This window comes from Haloferula sp. BvORR071 (assembly GCF_000739615.1).
Taxonomy (GTDB): domain Bacteria; phylum Verrucomicrobiota; class Verrucomicrobiia; order Verrucomicrobiales; family Akkermansiaceae; genus Haloferula.
In genome coordinates, this window is the sequence record NZ_BATP01000030.1 from 224,860 (window position 1) to 248,535 (window position 23,676).

Below are 23,676 nucleotides of genomic sequence, written 5' to 3' on the forward strand. Positions count from 1 at the left end.
GGCAGAGGCCGGCCAATACTCATCCCGTGCTGAGTCAGCCCGCATCGAAGGCCGGGTCACCGGGGAAAGGCACGGAGCTTTCGGTCGAGGAGATTCTGGAAAGCTTGAAGGCGCCCGCGGGCAAGACCTTGCTGCAAGCTCAGGAGGAGAGGGAGAGGGAATTCGAGCGGGTGCTGGCGACGATGGAAGTGCCAGCGGATCTGGCCGGGGCGCTCAACAAGGAGATCGCGGAATGGCTCAAAGACGACCAGGACCACCGCAAACCTTCGCCCGTGATCGCCGCGCTGCTCTACCACTGGACGACCCGTGACGTGGCCGCGATGTTGAAGTGGGCGGAGACCGATGCAGCGACCCGGGATGCGATGATCTGGCATTGCAGTCAGGTCTACGCCAAGGCGATCAAGGACAAGGGGCCCGGTGTGCTCGCTGCCGGGCTTGCCGTTCCCTCCGGGGCTTTCTTTGTGGCCCATGAGCTGGCGGTAGGTCTGGGCCTGGGCGAAGATCCCGCGGCGCAGGCGCTGGCGCTGAAGGCGACGCTGCCGGAAGACCAGTGGCTACAGGTCCGCCGGTGGTTTCAGGAGAGATGGGGCTTCCAGCAGAAGGACATGTTGGCCAAAGTCGCCATCGCAGAGCAGCAGCCGGAAATGCTGCTGAACTTCGCGAAGAAGCAAGGCGCGGAGGGCATGAAATGGCTGCGCGGCTTGCTGGCGGATGATTCGCTGGACTCGGGCTTCCGCGAGCAAGTGAGCAACAGCGCGGCATGGAAGGACTATGTGAAGAACGATGCGACAATGCCGCTGGCGGAGCGGATGAAGTTGCTGGGCGGTGACGACGAAGCGAAGGCGGGCGCGCTGTACGAACAGCTCGTCACGAAGGACCTGAGCGCAATCCTGAAGAACGGGCGCGACTGGCGGAATGCCTTCCGGAACGGCGCAGCGAATGCCGACGAGGTGCTGGCGGCGATGGAGAAGGAAATGCCGGAGCTCGCCAAGCAGGCGCCGGTTGCCTTAAGGGACCGGCTTTTCATGGAACTCGTCGAGGAGGATCCGGCGCGGGCGATGGAACTGTTAGACAAAGTGCCCGAAGCGGAGAAGGCGCAGATCGCGATGAAGGCCGCAGTGCAGGCCTTCGGGAACATCGATCCCAATTTGTTCCTGGCGACGCTGGAGAAGATCCCGGCGGATACGCCGGAGCTGTGGGACCAGCGGCTGGAGGCGTGGGCCGGGAAGTCGCAGTCGAATCATATGCGGCTCGAGGAGGATTACGTGACATGGGTTCGAGGATTGCCGCCTGGCTTGGACCGGGAGATGGCGCTGTATTCGCTGGCGAAGGCGGTGCAGGCGAAGGATGGCACGCTGGCGGCGGAGCTGCGCGGCGAACTCACGGATGCGAAGCTGAAACAGCGAATGGAGGAAGGCCGATGAAGACCAGCACACGCATCATCACGCACGCCGCTGCGGTCGCGGTGGGGATCGCCCTCGCGGCGGCCATCGCCACCAAGCCGGCGGAGGCTTCCGGGAGCGCGGAGGCCTCTCTAACAGAACGTGCCACTGCATCCCGCGAATCGCAACCCGGCAGGACCGTGGCGGCACGGAAGCCGAAGGCGGAAGACTACCGGCGGGCATGGCAGGCGGTGGCGGCGAAGGAGCACAACATCCTCGACCGCCGCTCCCTTCAGCTGAGTTTGCTAGCGCGATGGGCCGAGGTCGATCTGCAAGGGGCGCTGGAGGCCGCCATGGCCGAAGCTTGGGACAACGACTACAACCCCGGTTTCGCGGTTTACGGGACGGCCGGCCACGTTTTGATCGACGCTTTTGGCAAGGCCTTCCAAGAACGGCCGCTTGAGGCCTGGGCGCTCATCAGCAGCGGCCGCTTCGGCGCGGGCAGCGCGATCCTCCGCGAGCAGTGGATCACGAGCTTGGCGAAGAGAGATGGCGGCTTGGTGCTCTCGATGCTGGGGGAGATGCCGCCGGGCAAACGGGAATTTGCCATCAACGCGGTGATGAACGAAGCCGAGACGAATCCAGCGAAGATGAAGGAGCTCCTCGCGAAGCTGGTGGCGAACGGCTCCGGTGCGCAAACAGAGGACTGGCTGAAGATCGCTGCGGCGCATCTGCCCGACGGCGGGGATCCGGCGGCCTTGCGCGAAGAATGGGCGGCGCTGCCGGAGGGTGCGCCGCGGACCCTGGCGCTGATGACCTGGGCGGCCAGCCTGAAGCGTGCGGATGCGGCGACGCTGCGCAGCGAGTGGGAGAGGATTCCTGAGGAGCAACGCGGGGAGGCGGCGAAGGCGATCTATCTGCCGATGAACGCGGGTTCGCCGGAGCTGATGACGGCGATGAGTCTGGTCATGCAGGCGGGAGAGTGGGATTTCCTGAAGGACAAGGCGACGGATGACTTCCGCTTTTATGCGATGCGCGCGGATCCGGTGAAGATGGCCGAGTGGGCACTGGATCTACCGGAGAGGCCGGAAACGGTGGAGTTCTTCCATCGCGCGGTGGACCGCTACATCGGCGATGACATGCCGCGGGCCAAGGACTGGCTGGAAGCGATGGAGCCGGGCGACTGGCACCGCGAGCGCGGGCTGGCGGAGTATTCGCAGCAGGCGCTGCGGCGGCACGACGATCCAGAGGGATCGCGCTGGGCCCTGGATCAGATCACGGATCCGGCTTTGAAGAAGATGGCGGAAGGCTGGCGGGGGGATTGGGAGAAGGAGAAGGGGACGCGGTGAGGCGGACGGTTCTCGCAGCTCTTAAAGCCGCGCTCCCAAGAAGAGGAACGGCGTGGGACACGCTTTGCCCAGAAAATGGCGCTCACAGAGCGACACTTCACTCGCCAATGGAATGGCGTTGAGGGCAGGCGGAGTTCGCTGGTCTTCGAGATCAGTCGCCGGGCTTTGCGGGATCGACGGAGACACCTTGCTCGACGGCTTGTTTCTTGGCGCGCTGGGCTAGTGCGAAAAGGGTGACGATGTCTTTTCTCTCCTCCAGCCCGTAGCCTCCCGAGGAGTCGCTGAGTCGCTCGACTTTCACGAGCTTGTCGGGTTCGAAATACTCCACCAGAAGTGAAACCTGGGTGGTCGAGCTCACATCCTTTGCGCCACGGTAGAAGCCTAGCAAGCGATCAAGGCCAGCGATCTCAGTTGCCGAGAGTTTGGTTTCCCCAATGAGCTTCTTCTCCAGAATCTTGGACGGGCTGGCTTTGCTCCAAGTGATCGCAAATTCACGGAACAGATGGGAGCCGTTCGCCTTCGTGACCTCGTAGTAGGACGTCGAATCATGGAAGCAGCCCGTGGAGTGTTCTGAAATTTCGATCCTGTCGCCGTCGTCCATCTGAGAAAATCCAAGATTGCCGGCGAGAGCTGCGGCAGCGGAGAGCAGGTAGGAAAGAAGGAGTGCCATCTTCATCTGTTGCCGGAGGTTCGGGATGAGACGCGGTGGAGTTGGGCCGCTGGAGTGCTCGACGCTTTATCAGATCGGCAGGTCCATCAAATGGGAATCTGGCGGGTTTGGCCCGGATGAAACGAGCGGCAGCGATAAGAGCAGAACGGCTTTGACTGCTGAAGAACGTCGCGCCCGGTGTCCGTGGGTTGTTGGGCGGCGCGGGAGATGGTTGCGAGCCGTAGGGGTGGGCTCGGGGAGGATCTCCAGTGAATGGGAGTCTCCTAGTGCTTCACGGCAACGGGGTTGCACGCAGTCCAAGGCGGGACCGCGAAGGATGGACCCATTCTCCTGCAGACATGCGAAATTTCCGGATATCCTTGGTATAGAAAATAACTACCCGCCTAGGGGATAGACAGGCGGAGAAATTTGGCGTAAATGTCACATTGTTGCCGGTAAAATCATTTTATTACTGATTTCCAGCGCAACAAACCGCGAATTCGCCCTTTAAAACCCCATGACCTTTTGCAAAAGCGTCGCGTCGCTCGCGTACGCCCTCGTGCTGCTGTCGCCGGTACTCGCCGCGCCTGTCACGATCGGCGACTTTTCCTTTGAAGGGAATACCCTGACCGCTGGCCAATTCAGCTACAACAAGGGGCCGGAGTGGCAGGAGACCAACGGGCCGAACAATGGGGCGGGCTTTGAAGAGTACATCGTCGGCTTCGCGGCGGATGGCACGGACCATCTGGGGATGGAACTGAACCATAACGTGTGGCAGGACCTGGCGGTCACCTATCAAGCCAACACGCGCTACACCTTGACCATCGCGGCGGGCCGCCGCTCCGGGAACACCAATGCCGCGAACCAGACCCAGTACTTGCTCGCGGATAGTACGGGCACGGTTTACGCGACAGGGATTTACAATGCCAGTGCACTGCCGCTGCAGAGCTTCGGGGATGCCCCGGCGCTGGTATTCGACACGCCGAACAATCCCGCGGCGGTCGGTAAAACGGTGCGGATTCTTTTGCAGGCCCGCGGGGTCGGGCGCTCGCACTTCGACAACATCCGCCTGGATGCGACCAGCCTGACGCCGGCGGGCACGGCGACGCTGGCCAACCAAGCACCGAGCGCAGTGACGGCGACCACGGCGACGCTGAACGGGCAGGTCACGGTGATCGGCAATTCGGTGCCTTCCATCACGCTGTTCTGGGGGCCGAGCGATGGCGGGCCCTCGGCCGCGGGCTGGGCGAATTCGCTGGCGCTGCCGGGAACCTACAGCGGCAGCTATTCGGGCGGGATCACCGGGCTGACACCGGGCGCGACCTGCTTCTTCACCGCACGGGCCACGAACAGTGCGGGAGATTCCTGGGCCCCGCTGAGCTCCAGCTTCGAGGCCCAGCCGCTGGCTCCGACCGTGGCAAACATCTCGGCCTCGGGCATCGTGCCGAAGGCGGCCACCGTCGGCGCGCAGGTGAACTCCACCGGCGGCGAAGCGCCGACGATCACGATTTATTACGGGACCGCGGATGGCGGGACCAATGCGGGTGCCTGGACTTCCTCGGTCGCCTTGGGCGAGGTGGCGACTTCGGCGACCACCACGCTAGGCAGCCTGACGCCGGGCAGCACTTACTACTTCCGGGCACTGGCGACGAATGGCGGCGGCTCGGCATGGGCTCCATCCACGGCCAGCTTCGCGACACCGGCGGTGGCACTGCCGGGCGTGCAGAACCGGGCGGCGGACGGGATCACCAGCACTACCGGTACCTTGCGCGGCGAGGTGACGCAGACAGGCGGTGATGCACCGGCAGTGACGATCTACTACGGGACTGCGGATGGCGGGACCAATCCGGCGGCATGGGCGTCGTCGACCAGCATGGGCCCGCAGAGCGGGAACTTCAGCGTCTTCGCTGCCGGGCTCAGCCCGCAGACGACCTACTATTTCCGCAGTAAGGCGAGCAATGCGGCCGGCACGGTATGGGCGCCTGACACGGCCTCCTTCAGCACCACGGCCCCGACGGTGGATACGGTGGTGATCAACGAGATCCACTTCAAGCCCGCGGACAAGACGAGCCTGGAGGAATTCATCGAGCTCCACAATCCGGGCGGGGCGGCGGTGAACCTCTCGGGCTGGACGCTTTCCGACGCGGTGACCTTCACCATCCCCGGTGGCACCGTGCTGCCGGCCGGTGGCTATGCGATCGTGGCGGAGAATCCCGCGGTGATCCTTTCGAAGTATGGCAAGACGGCTCTGGGCCCGTGGACCGGCAAGCTCAACTCGACCGGCGAGCAGATCGACCTGCGCGATGGCGGCGGAGTGCTGCGCGACCGCGTGGGCTATGGTGTGGGCTTCCCCTGGCCGACCGGCGCGGATGGCAGCGGTGCCTCCGCGGAGTTGGTCAATCCGGCGCTGGACAACGACCTCGGCGGCTCGTGGCGCTCGTCCGGGACTGCGCTGGCAACGCCGGTGACCTACATCGCTTCGCAAGCGACGGGGTGGAAGTACAAGAAGGGTACCGCCGAGGCCTCCAACCCGGTGGAAGCCTGGCGGGCGACGGCCTACAACGATTCGGCCTGGCTAACGGGGCAAGCGGGGATCGGCTATGGAGACGCCGGGATCAACACCACGCTCTCCGATATGCGGAACGCCTACAACAGCGTGTACTTCCGCAAGAGCTTCACTGTCCCGGCCGATGCGATTCCCAAGCAGCTCAAGCTGCGTGTGCTGTTGGACGACGGCTGTGTGATCTGGATCAATGGCAGCCCGGTCCACAAGATCAATGTGGCGGAGGGCCAACTCGCCTACAACTACCTCGCGCCGCAGAACCACGAGGCGGTGTGGGAGGAAGTGACCCTCAACAACACGGATGCCTATCTCCTCGGCGGGACCAACGTGATCGCGGTGCATGCCTTCAACACGAGTGCCGGCAGCAGCGACTTCAGCATGGACCTGGAGCTGAAGTCCGGTGGCAGCAGCGGCTCCGCGCCGACGCCGGGGGCCGCGAACACGGTGCTCACTCCCTTGACCAGCATTCCGCCGCAGATCCGCCAAGTGGAGCATCTGCCGGTGACACCGGCGGCGGGGCAGGCAGTGACCATCACCGCGCGCATCACCGATCCAGACGGCATGGGTGCCGTTTCGCTGGCCTACCAGACAGTGGATCCGGGGGCCTACATCCGGCTCACGGATGCGGCCTACACGACAAGCTGGACCACGGTGCCGATGTACGACAACGGCAGCAACGGTGACGCGACCGCGAATGACTCGATCTATACCGCAGTGCTGCCCGCCGCGGTCCAGACCAACCGCCGCCTGGTGCGCTACCGGGTCAACTTCGCGGACGCCCAGGGCAACAGCGCGACTGTGCCCTACGCCGACGACGAGCAACCGAACTTCGCCTACTATGTGTACAACGGCCTGCCGGCATGGCAGGGTGCCTTCCGCCCGGGAACGACGCCGCTGCAGACTTTCGAACCCTCGATGCTGGATGACCTGCCGGTGTATACGCTGATCGCGAATGGCACGGACGTGATCAATTCGCAGTACAACGGCGGCTCGGACGCGGTGCGTTTCCGCGCGACCTTTGTCTATAACGGGGTGGTCTACGACCACATCGAATTCAAGAACCGCGGCGAGGCCTCGACCTACGTGTCGGGCAAGAACAAGTGGCGCTTCTTCTTCAACCGGGCGCGCGACTTGCCTGCCGCCAACAATCTGGGCGAGGACTACAAGGAAACCTGGGGTTCCTTCTCGGGCGATGCCTGTGCGAGTCCATGGGCAGCGCTGCACCGCGGCTGCGCGGGAATCGAAGAGGCCTCATCCTACAAGATCTTCCAGCTCGGTGGCCTGCCGTCTCCGAACACGCACTATTATCAATTCCGGGTGGTGCGGGGTGCGACGGAGACACCGCCACCGGCATCGATCATCAACGACCCGATCGGCAATACCTACGGCCAGTACACCGGCGACTTCTGGGGGCTCTATCTCGCGGTCGAGCAGCCTGACGGCTCCTTCCTGGATGAGCGCGGGCTGCCGGATGGAAGCATTTACAAGATCGAGAACAACGCGGGCGACAAGAAGAACCAAGGCATCACCCAACCGGTCGACTCCTCGGACTGGAACACCTTCCGCGATGCGCACGTGAACGCCGACCCGACGGAAGCGTGGTGGCGGGCGAACATGGACATGGAGAGCTACTACACTTTCCACGCGCTGAATCGTCTGACCGGCAACGTGGATGTGCGCGGCGGCTACAACCACTACTTCTACCACCGCTCCTCCGACAACCGCTGGGTGCCGATGCCTTGGGACCTGGACATGATGTTCATCGCCAAGAGTCACCACGTGACCAGCGTGGCGGGCGGCAGCTACCCGGGCGTGATCCACGCTTACAAGTCGATCCTGCAGAACCCGGCGCTGGCGCTGGAGTACCGCAACCGGGCGCGTGAGATCGTGGACCTGCTGGCTTCCGATTCGACGACGAGCGGCGGGCAATTCGGGCAGTTGATCAATGAGTTCGCACAGATCGTGAACCCGACCGGCCAAGCGCTGACTTGGGCGGATGCAGACGCGGCGATGTGGAATCTGCACCCACGGACGCAAGGGACGGATGGCAGCGCCGGCGGACAGACCGAGCACAAGGGGAACTTCTTCAAGACCAGCTTTGCGGACAGCCGGATCGGCGGCGGTTGGACCCGCTGGCTGCGCTCGCCGGCATCCTCCGGAACGATGGAGCACGAGGACCTAGTGGTGTATTTCCGTGATTATGTGGCGAACACCTGGCCGGGCGGGACTTGGGCGGTGAACAATGGCAACCAGCTCGGCTACGGCTACCAGTATGTGGCCAACGATGCCGCGGATCCCTTGATCCCCAGCAAGCCGGTCGCCACGGCCACGGGCGATCCTTCGTTCCCGGTGAACGATTTGGTCTTCACTTCCTCGGCCTTCGCCGATCCGCAGGGTGTGGGCACCTATGCCCGCACCAAGTGGCGGCTCGCGGAGATCTCGGCGCCGGGCGTGCCCGGCTACGTCGCGGGATCCCCGCTAAAGTACGAGATCGATAGTACGATCTGGACCTCGGAGTCGACCTCGTCCCCCGGCGCGGTTACGGTCCCCTTCGGGATCGCGCAGGTGGGCAAGACCTACCGGCTGCGGGTGCGGCACCAGGACAGTAGCGGCCGCTGGAGCAGCTGGTCGGCCCCGGTGCAATTCACCGCGACGGCACCGCCGCCCGGCAAGCTGATGCACTACTGGAACTTCAATGAAGCGAATTACCTGGTGCCGACACAAACGATCGGTGGCGGGCAGCTCAGCAGCACCGTGAGCAATGGCGCGGAGGTGATCCAGCATGGCGCGCAGGACCAAGGCTTCGCAGGCCTGAATGCCCGCAATGGCGACGAGGTGGGCATGCACCTGCGGGTGAACAATCCGCTGGGTGCGACGCTGAACCTCGCGGTGCCGACGACCGGCCACAACAACATCGTGATCCAGTACGAGACGCGGCGCTCCGGCCAAGGCGCGGGCACGCAGGTGATCAGCTACACGACGGACGGCAGCAGCTACCAGCCCTTCACCACGATCAACCCGGTCGACGGTGATCCGACGGTGCAGATCCTGGACTTCCGGTCGCTGACGGCGGTGAACGACAATCCGCTCTTCGCGGTGCGGATCGCATTCCAGCAGGGCAGCGGTGGCACCGGCGGGAACAACCGCTTCGACAACCTGACGGTGGAAGGCAATGAGCTGCCGACCGTGCCAGGCACCTATGCCAACTGGCGTGCGGAAGAATTCCCGAATCCCGCCGACCAAGCGAACGACGCGATCTCCGGACCCGAGGCGAATCCCTCCGGCGACGGTGTGCCGAACCTGCTGCGCTATGCCATGGGCGTGGGTCCGTATGAGCCAGTGCAGCATCTGCTGCCGGTGCTGACGGGTGCCGCGGGCGGGCGTGAGTTCCGCTTCCGCTTCGATCCTTCTCTAACGGATCTGCGCTGGCGCGTGCTGGCCTCGAACGATCTGGGAGACTGGACGCACGTGCTGTTCGACTCGAACAGCAGCACGATCCCGCCGCTGGAAGATGGCTGGCTGCCGGTGGAAGTGCCGGCTTATCTCGGCATCGGTCCGGAGGCGGATGTGAAGATCTTCACACGCTTGAACGTGGAGCTGGTGCCCTGAAGCGCGAGACTCAGGGGTGATTCACCGCGGCAGCAAGCGCCGCGGGAGGATCACCCCAGGCACGGACGAGGACCGACTTGCCGGTGCCGTCCGTGCGCTCGGTGGCGAGGAGCAGGCGCGAGCCGTCCTTCTCGAGGTCCCAGCGATCGTTGGCACCGGCGGCTTGCCAGCCTTGTTCGAGAAGCATGGCGAGGAAGTCATCGCGGGTGCGGCCTTCCTGCGACCAGATCGAGAACTCACGATCAGGAGGCGGAGCGGCGGCATCGGCAAAGGATGGCTGCCCGCGCCAAGCATGGCAGCGATACAAAGAGCGAAGTCGCGGCTGGAGCCAGGAGACGAGAGCGAGCTGCGAGCGCGAGAGCAGGCTGTGGTAGCGGACATCGAGCGGCCGCAGGGGTTGCATGCGGTCGACGACTCCTTGATAGCCTGCAAGACCCATGGGGCCGTGATAGATGATGGCACCCGCCACCACGCGGACGGGGCCGCCGGAATAGACGAAGCCCTCCCAACGGGCATCGCCATTGGCAGTAAAGCGTGCGGGATGCTTGGCAATGAGCAGGGCCTCCGCCTTGCCGTAGCCAATCTGCTGGCGGAGGTAAGTGCGCAGCGAAGGCCGGCGGTGGTGCCAAACGAAGGCTGTGGGTGCGAAGCCGAGGCGATAGCCTTTCTCACGCAGACGCCAGCAGAAGTCCACGTCATCGCCCGCGGTGCGGAAGATCGGATCGAAGCCACCGATCTCGAAGTACGCCGTGCGTCGTACCGCGATGTTGCAGCCGGGAAGGTGCTCGGCCTCCTCGTCATCCAGCATGACATGACTGGGAGCACCGGGCGCGGCGGCAACCACGGCTTGGATCGCATCGTGCGGCGGCGGTGGCAGATTGGGGCCACCGGCGGCATCCCAGCCGTGGGCGAAGCATTCGGCTAGGCCCGCGAGCCAATCGGGGTCGGGCTCGCAGTCGTCATCGGTGAAGGCAACGAACTCGCCGGTGGCGGCTTCCGCGCCGGCATTGCGGGCGGCGCTGAGGCCGCCGGGCTCAAGGCGGAGCAAGAGGATCAAGGGAAAGCCGCGCTCGACAAGGTCGGCGGTGCCATCGGTGGAGCCATCATCGACAACGATGACCTCACGGGCAGGCAGCGTTTGCTTTTCCAAGGCGCGCAGGCAGGCGGCGATGCGCGGGCTACCATTGCGGGTGCAAACAATCACCGAGATGCTGGCAGCGGGTGGAGACGGCGGCGCTTTGGCGAAAGCTGCGGTGACGGCCTCCAGCGCGGGCTTGGGATGGCCGCCGCGATCGATGAGGCCGAAGTCCCAGTCGAGCACCTCCATGCCGGCATTCCACCAGCGGTCGCTCCAGGCATAGACGGTCATGCCGGCGGCACCCTCCTCACGCGCGGCGCGGATCGCCCAAGCCAGGATCTCGGCTTGGCGGGCGGGGCTATTGCGACTCGAATCGAGCCCGAACTCCGAGATCAGCAGCGGGCGGTCGCCGGCGATATGATGGAGGCGGCGAAGGTATTTGCGAAAAGAGGCTTCGTCCTCAAGATAGACATTGAAGGCCGTGAAGTCGGCATTCGCGGGCTCGAGATACTCGGTGCTGGGGTAGTTGCCGTAGCACCAGAGGAGGTCCGGGCGGATCTCCTTGCCGGCGGCGATGAGATCCTCGAGGGCTTCGCGGACGGCCACCGGGCCCATCCAGCGCACAAGGTCGGCGGGGACTTCATTAGCGATGAAGATACCTGCCAAAGAAGGGTGGCGTTCCACAGCGCGCAGGCCCTCGGCCAGTGCCACGCGGGCGGAAGAGAGAATGCGGCCGTCCTTCAGGAAGTCCACGGCCTGGGGCCAGCGCAAGCCGCCAAAGACCCGCAGGCCCGCGGCAAGCGCAGCATCGAGCAGGGCGGGCGAGGGCATCTCATAGAGCCGCAAGGCATTGAAGCCGGCGACCCGGATGCGGGCGAAATCCGGGCTGAAATCCTCCGGGAAGCCACCCGGGAAGGGCCCGTAGGTGACGGCACGCACGGCGATGCGCGATTCTCCCGAACGGAAGAATTTCCCATCAACGCGCAGTGGCTCCATCGGGGCGAGACCCTAGGGGACGGGGCGGAAGTTCCAAGTCCCAAGCGTGGGCGCTGTTTGGTTGAAACGATTCGTTGGCATCAGGCCGATCCCGGTTAGAAAGGTCCCATGCGTGAAGATCTTCTCAGAAACCCGGTGTTCGCGATGGCGGCGACGCAATTCGACCTGGTGGCGGACTTTTTGGGGCTCAACGACGAGCTGCGGCAGCGGACGAAATGGCCGAAGCGGCTGATCACGGTGACGGTGCCGATCCGCCACGACGACGGCTCGACGAAGGTGTATTTCGGCCACCGGGTGCAGCACCACCTGACGCGCGGGCCGGTGAAGGGGGGGCTGCGCTACCACCCAGCCGTGGATCTGGGGGAAGTGGCGGCGCTGGCGATGTGGATGAACTGGAAGTGCGCGCTGATGGACCTGCCCTTCGGCGGAGGCAAAGGCGGGATCACCTGTGACCCACGGAGCATGAGCATGGGGGAACTGGAGCGTCTGACGCGACGCTACACGATGGAGATGATTCCCTTCATCGGTGAGGACATCGACATCATGGCCCCCGACATGGGGACCAATGAGCAGACGATGGCGTGGATGCTGGATACCTACTCGACGCATGCCGGGCGCCTGGTCCCGGGAATCGTGACGGGCAAGCCATTGGGCTTGCAGGGCTCCGCGGGGCGTAGCCAAGCGACCGGACATGGGGTGGCCTTCCTGGCCTGCCGGGCGCTAAACAAACTGGGGATCAAGCTGACGGATGCGACGGCAGTGGTGCAGGGATTCGGCAATGTGGGCTCGCACGCGGCCTACGGGCTGGCGAATTCCGGGGTGAAGATCACGGGCATCTCCGATGTGACCGGGGCGATCTGGAATGCGGGAGGGATTGATACGCGGAAGCTGCGCGATCACGTGGCGGCGCGCGGCAGCATCATGGGTTTCCCCGGAGCCGAGCCGATCGATCCGGCGGCGCTATTGTGCCAACCCTGTGACATTCTGGTGCCAGCGGCAACGGACATGGTGATCACGGGGGAGAATGCACCGAAGTTGAAGTGCCGGATTCTGGCGGAGGGTGCCAACGGCCCGACGACGCCGGATGCGGACAAGGTGATCGATGCCCGCGGTGACATCTTTTTGATCCCGGACATCCTCTGCAATGCGGGGGGCGTGACGGTCTCTTACTTCGAATGGGTGCAGAATTTGCAGCGCTTCCAGTGGAGCGAACGCGAGGTGCTGACAAAACTGGAGACGATGCTGGAGAGCGCCTTCTCGCGGGTGCTGGTCTTCGCCGACCGCAACAAGCTCTCGCACCGGATGGCGGCCCAGGCGCTGGCGGTGAAGATCGTGGCGGATGTGAAGGCGCAGCGGGGCTTGTTCCCGTGAACTTGCGGGGCTCGGGATTCCTTGCTAGGGTGGGATTGTGAGCTTGGCGATCCAACTGCCACCGCGGGACGACCAGATGGAGTTCAATCTCCGGATCTGGGAGGAGGTGCTTGCCGATCCGGATCTCGCGAAGGTTGAAGGCCGGATCGAAACGGACCGGCATGGATGTATTATTATGACTCCTCCCCCAGGATCTGCACACGGGAGCCGACAAGCTGAGATCGCTTTCCAGCTTCGGGTTTTGCTCGGCGGCAAGACTGTAACGGAGTGTCCAATCTCAACCTCGGATGGCGTCAGGGCAGCCGATGTCGGGTGGTTCTCGGATGTCCGGTACAGCCGGGCATTTGACCGACGCTGTTTCCTTGAAGCTCCCGAGATCTGCGTGGAGGTCATTTCGCCGAGAAACACCGATGCGGAGATGGATGAGAAAATGGCGCTCTACTTTGATGCAGGAGCCAGTGAGGTCTGGTTCTGCGACGAGGATGGGAGGATGCGCCACTTCGGAAGCGAGGGAAGGCTTGAGAAATCTTTGCTCTGCCCGGATTTCCCGGCGATGATCGCGCTGTGATGCAGGCACTGCGATTTCACGAGTTTGGGAAGCCCTTGGAGGTGCTGCGGTTGGAAGAGCTGGAGCTGCCGTCCTTGGATGACGGTGAGGTGCGGCTGAAGATGCTGGCGGCTCCGGTGAATCCGGCGGACCTCAATTTGATCGAGGGCACCTATGGTGTGAAGCCGCCGCTGCCAGCCGTCCCGGGAATCGAGGGCTGTGGCGAGGTGGTGGAGAGCCGCTCGCCGGACTTCGTGGCCGGGGATCGGGCGATTATTTTGAGGCGAGCGGGGAGTTGGGCGAGCCATGTGCAAATCTCGGCGGAGCATCTTTTCAAGCTGCCTGCGGGGATGGATGTCCAGCAGGCGGCAATGCTGAAGGTGAATCCGGCGACGGCTTGGCGTTTACTGACGGGATTCGAGAGACCGGCGGCTGGATCGTGGATCGTCCAGAACGCGGCGAACTCGGCGGTGGGACGCTGTGTGATCGCGGTGGCGAAGAGTCTGGGGATTCGTACGATGAATCTCGTACGTCGCGAAGAGCTGCGCGATGAATTGCTGGCGCTGGGTGCGGATGAGGTGCTGCTGGACGATGACGCGGCGGTGGAATCTGCCAAGCAGCGGGAGATCCGGCCGGTGCTGGGCTTCAACTGCGTGGGCGGAGAAAGCGCCCTGCGGGTGATGAACCTGCTCGCGCCGGGAGCCACACATGTGACCTATGGTGCGATGGCGCGACGGCCGTTGACCGTGCCCAACGGGCTGCTGATCTTCAAAGACCTGAAATTCCGGGGCTTGTGGATCACGAAGTGGATCGAGGGCGCGCCGAAGGAGGAAGTGCGTGAGGTTTACGGAGAGCTCGCCAAAATGATTGTGAGAGGTGAGCTGACCATGCCGGTCGACCGGATTTTCCCCTTGGCTGAGTTTGCGGGGGCGATCGAGGCCTTGGCCGCCCCGGAGCGGAACGGGAAGGTGCTGTTGGCGCCGTGAGCGCTTTCCCGATGGCGTCCACGCCTACGGAAAGACCGCGCTTAACGGCTGCGCTTGCCACCCCACTCCCAGAGTTCGCTGAGGAGCAGGCGCTCGCAGGAGCCGACGACGATGGCAGCGGTGGTGAAGCATTTGGCGGCCAGCAACTCGGTTCGCTTCTCTTCGAGTTCTTCGAGGACTTGCAGGTAGAGCTTGGCGCGGCGCTTGTATTCGAAGAGTGCGATCATCGCGAGGCACCACGCGGCAACGGCGGGCAAAATGCTGGGCAAGAAGGTAAGCCAGACGTTCTTCACCGATTCCGATACCTGCAGACTTCCCAAGCCCACGAGGATGGCAAGGGATCCCAAGGCAACTGCTCCAAGACTGGCGACGCGGAAGACAAGGTTCAGCGTCGAGAAGCGCTTGGCAGCGAGCTTGCCGTGCTTGTCGAAGTACTTGATCTGGCTGTCCAAGCGCTCCGTGACGTAGCGGGCCCGTGCCGCAGCCCAGTCTTCCCGCTGCGGGACCAAAAGCCAACCGGCCGTGCGCAGAAGCGGTGCTTGCCGGCCGAAAAGATCCGCAGCGAAGGCGCGGAAAGGCGGCGCGAATGAATGCGCGAAGAGGATGGAGCGGAGCAACTCGGCCCGCAAACGGTCCTCCATCCATACATTGCTGATGCGCAAACGCGAGCCGAGCCAAGGCAAGCAACCCGCGGCCACGGCCATCAAGAATTTCACTGCCGGGGCCAGGTCCTGCTTCAACTGCAGAACGATCAGCACCGCCGAAGTGACCGTAGCCATCTGGTTGAAAGTGACGGAGCCTGCGGCAAACCAACGGGCGCGCGGGGCGGCACCGGCGGCCTTCTTGTCGAGCGCTTCGAAGAGCCCGGCAACCGAGCGGGCGGACGGCAGGCCCGCAAAGGAATCCAATGTCTCCGCGGAAGGCTTTCCCTCAACGAGCGGACCCAAGGCCGCACTGGAGGCGTCGATCATGCGGTGCGGCAGGCGGCGCTCCTGGGCCTCCGATACGGTCTCTCCCGTACCACCGATGCCGCGCGGCGCTTGGCCATCCCAGACGAAGAGCATGGCATCGGCTGCAGCGAGAATTTCACGCGAGGCCAGATGGTAAGCGGCAGGAGCTTCCTCATCGCCCGGCACCAGCTCTACATGGGCGGCCGAGGCCATGAGCTCCTTGGCGCGAAGCCACGCATCGGGATCTTCCTCGAAGTCTTTCTGAAAGCGGTCCTCCGGGAAGGGGAGCACGATGCTGTAGTCGATTCCCAGCCCGCGGCAGGCTTCCAGGAAAAGCAGATCGGCACCAGCCGCAGCGCTGGCCCTGCCGATGCAGGGGCTCGTCGCGGCATCGCGGAATTCGCGCAGGGCGGTCACGATGGACGCCTTGATCGCCACCGGATCCGGAAGCTTGCGATGACCGGCGAAGCCGATCACCCGGACGCGTTGGAATCCTCCCTCAGACATCGTCGAAATGCTCCAGTTTCACATGCTGCTCCGCGTACTCCGTACCCATGTCGGAGAGGAAGCCCATGAGCTCAATGTTATCGAGGCTGAAGCCCCGCTTGCTCACCTTCAGCGCCGCCTGCATCTCCGCTTCGCCGATCGAGCGATCGTAGCGGGCATAGCGGAAGGCCGCGCGTGGATTGGGCCGGATCAGGTCACCAATCTCACCATCAAGCGGCTCGCCGTGGCGGCACTCGCCCTGCTGCCGGCAGATCAGATCCTGCAACCACTGGGCGGATCCGATCAGAGCAGTCGGCAGCGACTTGGCGTGGCCTAACAGGTTTTGCACAAGGTGTTGACCGCGCCCGGTCTTGACGCGCCCGGTGCCGACCGAGACCAGGCTCATGCGGTCCGCGCCATCCGGCCAGCCCAAGCGATACTCCGGCAAGGTGGCCATGGTGTAGAGCAGGTGGGCCGGATTATTGAAGGGAGTAACGCCACCATCCTCGAAGGCGAAGATGTGCTTCTTGGCTTCGCCGCTCTGCTGGTCGGCGATTTCGATGACCTCCGGCGGGAAGAAAGTCGGCGCGGCCGTACTGGCGCGGACGATCTGCCACAGGGGGAGGTCGAGGTTGCAGCCCGGCTTGCTGCGGTCGTTGTAGAGTGCGTGAGGATTGTTCGACATCGGCCATGGCGAACCGGTCGAGGCATTGCGGGTGACCACCAGCAGCAGCGTGCGAAGCCGATCCGTGCCCAGCGTGGCGGGCGAGCCATCGCTCTCGACGAAGAAATTGCGGAGGAAATCGGAGATCGGCTTGCCGGCGAAGCGGTTCTTGAAGAAGGCCCCCCAGCCGGCGCGGGTAAACATCACCTTCGAGTTCTCGCGGTAGAGGCGGATGACCTCCTCCACCGGCACTCCCCAAGATAGAAAGGTGGCGATAATCGCGCCGGTGCTGGTACCCCCGATGTAGTGGAAGTGATCCGCCAGTACCATGTCCGGCCGGCCGTGCTTTTCGCGCAGCAGCGTTTCGAGGCGCTTGGCGATCTCCAGCGAGAACAGGCCGCGGATGCCGCCGCCATCGAAGGCAAGCAGCCGCGTGCGGCCAGAGGGGGGAGCCGTGATGTCCATGCGTGCCGCCTTCTAACGATTCAACGGCGGCAAGGCCAGAAGGGAACGCGCGCGCACCCCATCATGTCCCTCATTTCTTGGCCTTGCGCTTGGGCGGCGGAGCGGGCTCCGGTTCCGGCTCAGGCTCCGGCCGGTTCCTTTTGGCCACGGCGAGAAGCGATTGCTTGAGCGCTTCCGGCCAATCGAGGCTCTTGAGGTATTCATCCGTCCCCCAGTCGGGGCTGAGGGCTAACAAATCGGCGAGCGCTTGATCGGCCCGCTCCTTGCGCTCGGTCTCCTCGGCGGCGCAGACCAGCATGGCGAGGGCGGTCTGCTGGAGCTCTGGCGCGAAAGGAATCGCGAAGCCATGCTCCAGGAAGACGCCCGAGTCTTCCGGTTGGGCGTTGCTGAGAAGCAGCCACGCCGCATCGAGGGCGAAGTCCGGATCGGCGGGGAAGCGCTTCTTGCCACGATTGAGCAGCTCGACAGCAGCGGCCACTTGCATGTCCTCAATGACGCAGCGGGCGGCGTCGGTATAGTCCGAGGCAAGGATCTCGCCCTCTTCCGATTCGATCACCTGGAGCCAGCGGGAGTATGCTGCAGTGAATTCACCGGCAGCCATGAAGACGCGGGCCTCGATCCGCAAGCACTCAACATGCGGAGCACCCGCAAGGCGGGCGTGCTCGATCATCTTGTTCACCAATTCGCCCGACTGCCTGTCGTCAGCGAGATTGGTGGCACAGGCGACCATCGCATCGCGGATCCTCTTTGCTCCGAAGGTTGTCGCGGTCTCCGGGTCAAGCAAACGGGTGGCCAAGGCGCGGTAATCCTCGACCGTGGCTTCCGGCCCAAGCTGGAGCTTGGCAAGCTCCTCCCCCATCGTCTTGAAGAGGTCTTCCTCTCCGGCAGCGGGCAGGGCGAGTTCCCAGCCGTGCCAATCGCGGAGCTCCGGTTCATTGGCGAAGTCTTCCGGGAAACCGCCGGGCCAGAGTGCGAAGGCACCGGCTTTCTTGCCTTCCGCCCAGAGTGCGGATCCGGCGACATAGGCCTTGAGCGCATCCGGTAGAGACTTCGCCGCTTGCAGGCAGGCGGCAATCGCAGTGGCATCCTTACGCTCCAAGGAGATCTTGAGGGCCTCGACCGCAGCCGGGCCGGTGCCACCGACAGCGTCCATCGCGCGCTGGACCAGCGGGGTGAGCTCGGCATCGCCGCTCGATCGAACACGCAGCCACTGCTGCCAGAGCCAAGGCGATTTGAGCTCCGGCAGGGCTCGTTCCAGGGCTTCACGCACCGGTACTTCCAGACCGGCGGAGAGCAGGAAGTGAGCTTGCTCCAGCGTGAGCACGCTATCCCCGGGAACCTTGCCCGCCAGGAATTCCCCGGCCGCCTGCGTTTCGCCACGGAGAGCAAGCGCGCGGGCGTGATCGAGGGCATGCTCAGCCGAGGGCGCGGCTTCCTGCTCCTTGAGCGTGGCGGCCACCTGCGCATCTAACAGGGCAAGCGCGGCTTCGCGGCGGGCGTATTCGTCCAGCCATTCCAGACGCTCGTTCTCCGGACTGTTCGAGACCAACTCCGCGCGCATTTGCGCGATGGAATCTGGTTCGAGAGCCTGGAGTTTCGTGGCATTTACCTCGGGGAGATTCTCGAGGAAATCGGGATCGGCGAGCATCTTTCCTAGGCGCTTCGGCAGGGTGCGGGCAGCCAGCCAAGATGCCTCCTTGAGTTTGCGGACGCTCTCATCGTCGCCCGCGAATTCGTGGAGCGCCGCGATCTCTCCGCCATCCGGCATCCATGACGAGCCATCGTCCTTCTTCGGCGGCACCTCGCCATGCCAGAAGTCGAAAAGCTGCTGGTCCGATGCCGCGATCCTACCCAGCAAAAACTGCCGCCGCCATGGGGTTTGGCCCAAGTCAGCACTCCATTGCGCAAGGCGAAAGGGATCCTCCAGCTTGCCGCTGGCCGCCAGCCGATCCCACAAGGGCTGCCACGCCTGGGGGCTGGATTCGACGAGGCCCAGAGCCAAGGCAAGGTCGCGGATCGAGGCTGGATCCGCGGCTGGGAACAGGGCCGGCAAGGACTGCTGGTCCTTCCCGAGCGCCTCGCGACGTTGCTCACGCGAAAGGCGGACGATCGAACTGCTGTCCGCATCGAACTTGGTTCCGGCGAGTCCCTGCGAGAAGCTCCGCAGGGCGTTCAGCTCATCGGCTGTCAGGCCACCGCTTTTCGCCAGCGGGATGAACCCGGTGTTCACGCCTTCCAACTTGAGGCCGCGGAATCCCGCTTGATCCGCGAAGCTCATGCGCTGCGGGCCAGCAGCCAAGGGGAGATTCGACAGCAGGGTGCGAGCGGCCGAAGTGGACCACACCGTGAGCGAGCCTTTCGGCGCAAAGGCCAACCAGCCGTTGCGCTCATCTTCCGCCCAAGGATTTTCAAGCGTCGGCCGGTCACCGACTTCCGCCGGCTGTTCCAGAGGAAGGGCGGCCACTTGGGAGAAGTCCGTGGTTGAGTGAAGGGTGACTTGGGTCGCGGTGGCGATGGCCAAGAGCTTCGCGTGGGAAAGCGGGAAGAAATCGACGGCATTTACTACGGGGATCGTAGCAAGCTTCTTGAGCGTGGTGGCCCCCACTTCGAAAATCGCGACCTCCGGTCCACCGATCACCGCGATGCGGTGACCATCCTGGAGGAACTCCACCCGCATCGCCCCTTCCACCGCTTCCAGCCCGGAAAGGATGCGGCCGCTCTTTGCATCGGAAAGCACAACGCCGGGCGAGCGGTTGCCGCCGGTGGAGAAACCGTAACCCGCCTGCACGGCCCGCATGCCATCGGGAGAAAGCGCCACATCCATGGCCGAGGTCCACGCCTTGGGTTTTTCGAGGATAACGGGAGCCTCACCCTCGTGGACCAGTCGCATCACGTTGCCCCGGTTCTCCAGGCTATAGCCGGACTGCAGCAGCTTCTTGAGGCCCCAGCCCTCTTGCTCTTCTTCCGCAGGAGCTTCCTTCGCAGCCAAGGCGTGATCCATGCGCGGCAGCATTTCATCAATCTCCAGTTCGCCGGAGGTGGTACCGGTGGCCACACGATTGCCGCTGAAGCTCGCAGCGGTCGCCTGCGCATCGAGGCGGAACGGTGCCACCGGGAAGGTGCGGCTTCCGATCACATCCGCGAGATGAACGGTAGAGCCTTCAACCATGAGAGGCACCGGTAGAGTGATATCCGCTCCCTTGAGTGGAAGGTTTTCACCCGCCCGCTTGGCGGCGAGTAACTTGCTCCACAAAGTCGCTGTCGTGGTATTCCAGCCGGCTTGGGATTTCAATGGAGCGGAGTCCAACCAGCGGCGGTGCTCCGGGGTATCGGCGGGCCCGAATTGGAGCTCCTTGGTCGCCTCGTCATCCTTGATGTAGTAGAAAGTCAGCTCCGCTCCATTCAGGCTGGTCGGTTCCTGGGCCAGCAGGAGCTTGCCATCCGGGCTGAAGATCGCTTGCGAGAATCGCGTGTTGGTCGCAGGTCGCGCCCGGCGCATCGGCAGGGCCGGAGACAGCGGCAGCTCGATCAAGGTGCCATCGCCGTGAATTGCGCGCAGCCGCTCGCGATCGATCTGCACGCTCCGCGGTTCGTCAAGATCCAGGCGCTCGGACTGGCGGATGATATCGCCGGTATTGGCATCCGCGATGACCCATGCGAGGCCGCCTTCAAAGGAGGTGGGATAAGCCAGCAGAGCGCCCTCCGCCGACCAGGCAAAGCAGCCGCCGGGGACCCCCACATACATCGGGATCGTATGCAGCGGCTCCATCGTCTCTGCATCGCAAAGGAAATTCGAATCCGGCCCACGATAACCGCGCTGGACGATCAGTCGCCGCCCTCCCGGCGCGACGGAGAGTTCCTCGGTGCTCTCCGTGGTGGAGGGCAGCAACAAGGATGGGATCGAGGGGCCCGCGAGATCCCAGCGCAAGGTGGTATTGAAGCTCTCAGTGGTGGTGCCGCCATCGATCGACGCAAAGAGCGTCTTGTCATCCGGGCCGAAGGCAATCTGCATCACCGGCAGGGGATGATGGAGCCGGGCCACCGGGAAATGCCATGCCGTGCGCCGCAGCGTGGTGAGCAGCAGCGCCTGGGCATCAAGCTGCTGGCGATCGCTTTCGAGCGCGGCGATCAGGTAAGGTAGGGCTTCATCCGGCGCGCCGGATTCGACGCGGGCGGCACCGGCATCGAAGTTCGCCTTCGCCAAGGAACGGCGGGTCTCCGCATCCGAAAGCTCGGCCTTGCCCTTGGCGGTATCGGCCTCCTGCTTCTTTTGTTGGGCGATCAGTCCAAGCACGCCAGCTCCGATCGCAAGACCGGCGAAGACCACGGTGGCACCTTGGAAGAGCCGCAGCTTGCGTTGGGCACGCTTCTTCGACAGTGCCACCAGCTCAGTTTCATCCGCGGAGAGATGGAAGACGCCGCTGGATGAAACTCGCTCCGCTTCGGACAGCCGGCCTTCTGTTAGAAGGAACTTTGCAGACTTGCCGCCAGTGGTCCACTGTCGGGTGGCATCCTCCAAACGCCGGCGCGCGAGCAGCAAATCCCGGTGATCCTCGATCCACTGTTTGAGCACCGGCCAGTGGGTGATCAGCGCTTCATGGGCAAGGCCGACAACGGCGCTACCGTTTTCCTCACCCGTCACCAGCAGCTTGGAATCGACAAAAGCATCAATGAAGCCGGGCGCGCCTGGATGGGCGGCTTGGAGGATTTCCTTGCGCGCACGACGGCGGGTGGCCGGGCCTTCATTGCTGGCATCCAGCGTGACCAGCTCGCCGAAGATGTGGCTCGCGGCCTCGCGCCGGGTCTCAGATGGCAGAGCATCGTAAGTCTCTTGGGCACGGCTGGCGATGGCACCGGCGAGACCGCCGAGCTCCTCGTAGGCGGCCCAAGTCAGCAGGTTCTCGCGGCGGCGCTGGTAGAGTTCCTCCAGGGTGAACTCTAACAGAGGCAAGGCATCGTGGGCATCCGCGGCATCCTGATAGATCTGCTCGGAGAGATCGCGGCCCGTTTCCGGATGACGCTCGAATTGCAGGCCGGCAGAAAGCGCGGGATAGCGGATGATCTGGTGCAACTCCGGCAGCTCGGGCGGGCTGAGGATGTAGCCGCCACCGTGGCGCACCAATTGGAAGAGATCGCGCTGCTCCGGGACGCGCGGGAAGAACTCACTGCGCATGGTGGCGACCACCCACACTCGACGCGACATCGCCAATGCGGCGAGCACGTGAAACCACTCGTCGCGCATCTCATCCGTGATGCCGCGGGCGGTGAAGATTTCCTCCAACTGATCCACCAGAATCAGAAGTTGGGCCGGCTTGCCCGCGCTCATGCGGTCCAGGGCGGCGATGATCGCGGCAATGGCGAGGCTGAGATCCTCGGTCTTACCCATCATGCGGGCGAGGCGGGCGCTGTCCCAGACCGGTGCCGCGGACTGGGCGGCGGGCTTGCGCGAGTGTTGCTGCTGGTGCTTCTTGCCGCGCTTGCCGCCCTTCGGCTGAGAGGGTGGCGGAGCTTGCGGTACGGGTGCCGAGGTGTCGCGGAGCTTCGCGAGATCCGGCAAGGCATCCACCAAGGCGCGAGCCAAAGTTTCCATGGGTGGCGAGTCGCCTTCCACGGGACGAAAGCCGGTGCCGCACCAAGCGCCAACGGTGGGCAGGTAACCCTCTGCCATCAGGCGCGGCGCGAGGCCTGCCTTCATCAGCGAAGACTTCCCGTAGCCGGAGCCGCCGTAGATCAGGAGGAAGGCATGCCCCGCCACTTGGTTCTCCTTGAGCTTGGCCAGTGCCTCGGCGATCGGCCGGTTGCGACCGAAGAAGAGCGGCGCATCCTCGAAGTCGAAGGCGCCGAGGCCCTTGAAAGGCGAGCCGACCAAGGGCAGCGGGCGGACGGCATCCTGCGCGAGCCCGCGCTGCAACTGGATGTGGCGCAGCAGGAGTTTTTCGAGGTGCTGCTCGAAGAGAGTGGTGAACTCGTCCACCGACTCGTAGGGCGAGAAGGCGCGGCGGATGGTCTTGTCCTTGTTGAAGAAGAAGCGCTCGCAGAAGGCATCCAGCTTCTTGCGCTGCTCGCGGCGTGGATTTTCCTGCGAAGGATCACCCGCGGGCGGCTCGCTCGTGCGGCGATAGACGAGGATGTCCGGCTTGGCCTTGGCGGGATCCTTCTTGGCGCGTTCCTCGAAGGCATCGGTGGCCTCTTCCAGCTCCCACTCGGTGCCGGAGTCGAAGCGGGTGCCGTCCTTGCGGTTGAACTGGGAGGGCAGCGGCGAGCCGAGGCGCGACCAGAGGATGCAGACGAAGAGATCGCAGTCCGAGGGGCGGATCAGCTCCTCATTGAAATGCGCGGTGGCGCGGAGCGGCTCCTTTTCCCAGAGCACGGGCTCCAGGCGGATGAAGTTCCAGTAGCGGGCCTGCAGCCGCTCCACGATCCTCCCGACGGCCTGCCGTTCATCGCGAACGTCGCCGGGGGAGCTGACAAAGAGGGTAAGGACCTGCATCCGTCCGCGGAGTAAAAGCCGCCGGGGGCCGGAATGCTAAGTGGGAATCGCGGAATTTTCATTCGCCCGCCTGAAAAGCCCCGCCATCATC

11 protein-coding genes are annotated in these 23,676 nt (G+C 64.1%); 6 read left to right on the forward strand and 5 right to left on the reverse strand.

The window, feature by feature from the left end; translation table 11 throughout:
- Window positions 1–26: 26 nt before the first annotated feature.
- Together BV071_RS17295 and BV071_RS17300 are read left to right on the forward strand one after the other, a co-directional pair.
- Window positions 27–1,424: a hypothetical protein gene (locus tag BV071_RS17295; protein ID WP_265594547.1), complete on the forward strand. Its 1,398-nt coding sequence runs from the start codon at window positions 27–29 to the stop codon at window positions 1,422–1,424.
- The gene (locus tag BV071_RS17300) at window positions 1,421–2,731 is read left to right on the forward strand and encodes a hypothetical protein (RefSeq protein ID WP_035609749.1); all 1,311 of its coding nucleotides are present in this window, start codon (window positions 1,421–1,423) and stop codon (window positions 2,729–2,731) included. The genes BV071_RS17295 and BV071_RS17300 overlap by 4 nt, the downstream gene beginning before the upstream one ends.
- A gap of 151 nt (window positions 2,732–2,882) precedes the next feature.
- On the opposite strand, the gene BV071_RS17305 is transcribed toward BV071_RS17300, so the two are convergent.
- Window positions 2,883–3,407: a hypothetical protein gene (locus tag BV071_RS17305; protein WP_035609752.1), complete on the reverse strand. Its 525-nt coding sequence runs from the start codon at window positions 3,405–3,407 to the stop codon at window positions 2,883–2,885.
- A 490-nt stretch (window positions 3,408–3,897) separates the two neighbouring features.
- Between BV071_RS17305 and BV071_RS17310 the strand changes: the two genes are divergently transcribed.
- Window positions 3,898–9,552, forward strand: coding sequence for a CotH kinase family protein (locus tag BV071_RS17310; protein WP_035609755.1), 5,655 nt, complete (start codon window positions 3,898–3,900; stop codon window positions 9,550–9,552).
- 10 nt (window positions 9,553–9,562) lie between these two features.
- Here BV071_RS17310 and BV071_RS36080 read toward each other — a convergent pair whose 3' ends face one another.
- Window positions 9,563–11,626 carry a glycosyltransferase gene (locus BV071_RS36080; RefSeq protein WP_052573482.1) on the reverse strand — a complete coding sequence of 688 codons (2,064 nt, stop codon included), beginning with the start codon at window positions 11,624–11,626 and terminating at the stop codon, window positions 9,563–9,565.
- A 108-nt stretch (window positions 11,627–11,734) separates the two neighbouring features.
- Here BV071_RS36080 and BV071_RS17320 point away from each other — a divergent pair, with 108 nt between their 5' ends.
- From BV071_RS17320 to BV071_RS17330, 3 genes are all read left to right on the forward strand, one after another.
- Entirely contained in the window at window positions 11,735–12,997 is a 1,263-nt protein-coding gene (locus BV071_RS17320) for a Glu/Leu/Phe/Val dehydrogenase (protein WP_035609758.1), read from the forward strand.
- Between the two features lie 76 nt (window positions 12,998–13,073).
- Complete coding sequence (locus tag BV071_RS17325) at window positions 13,074–13,565, forward strand: Uma2 family endonuclease (RefSeq protein WP_035610050.1); 492 nt, start codon at window positions 13,074–13,076, stop codon at window positions 13,563–13,565.
- Window positions 13,565–14,530, forward strand: a complete 966-nt coding sequence (locus BV071_RS17330) for a 2-enoyl thioester reductase domain-containing protein (RefSeq protein ID WP_035609760.1) — start codon at window positions 13,565–13,567, stop codon at window positions 14,528–14,530. The genes BV071_RS17325 and BV071_RS17330 overlap by 1 nt, the downstream gene beginning before the upstream one ends.
- Before the next feature lie 41 nt (window positions 14,531–14,571).
- Here BV071_RS17330 and BV071_RS17335 read toward each other — a convergent pair whose 3' ends face one another.
- The 3 genes from BV071_RS17335 to BV071_RS17345 form a co-directional block, all read right to left on the reverse strand.
- Window positions 14,572–15,987 (reverse strand): hypothetical protein, encoded by a 1,416-nt coding sequence (locus BV071_RS17335; protein ID WP_265594548.1) that lies wholly within the window; start codon window positions 15,985–15,987, stop codon window positions 14,572–14,574.
- Window positions 15,980–17,095, reverse strand: coding sequence for a patatin-like phospholipase family protein (locus BV071_RS17340; RefSeq protein WP_035609764.1), 1,116 nt, complete (start codon window positions 17,093–17,095; stop codon window positions 15,980–15,982). Before BV071_RS17340 ends, BV071_RS17335 begins: the two co-directional genes overlap by 8 nt.
- Window positions 17,096–17,165: 70 nt before the next feature.
- The gene (locus BV071_RS17345; RefSeq protein ID WP_035609767.1) at window positions 17,166–23,585 is read right to left on the reverse strand and encodes a hypothetical protein; all 6,420 of its coding nucleotides are present in this window, start codon (window positions 23,583–23,585) and stop codon (window positions 17,166–17,168) included.
- Window positions 23,586–23,676 lie beyond the last annotated feature (91 nt).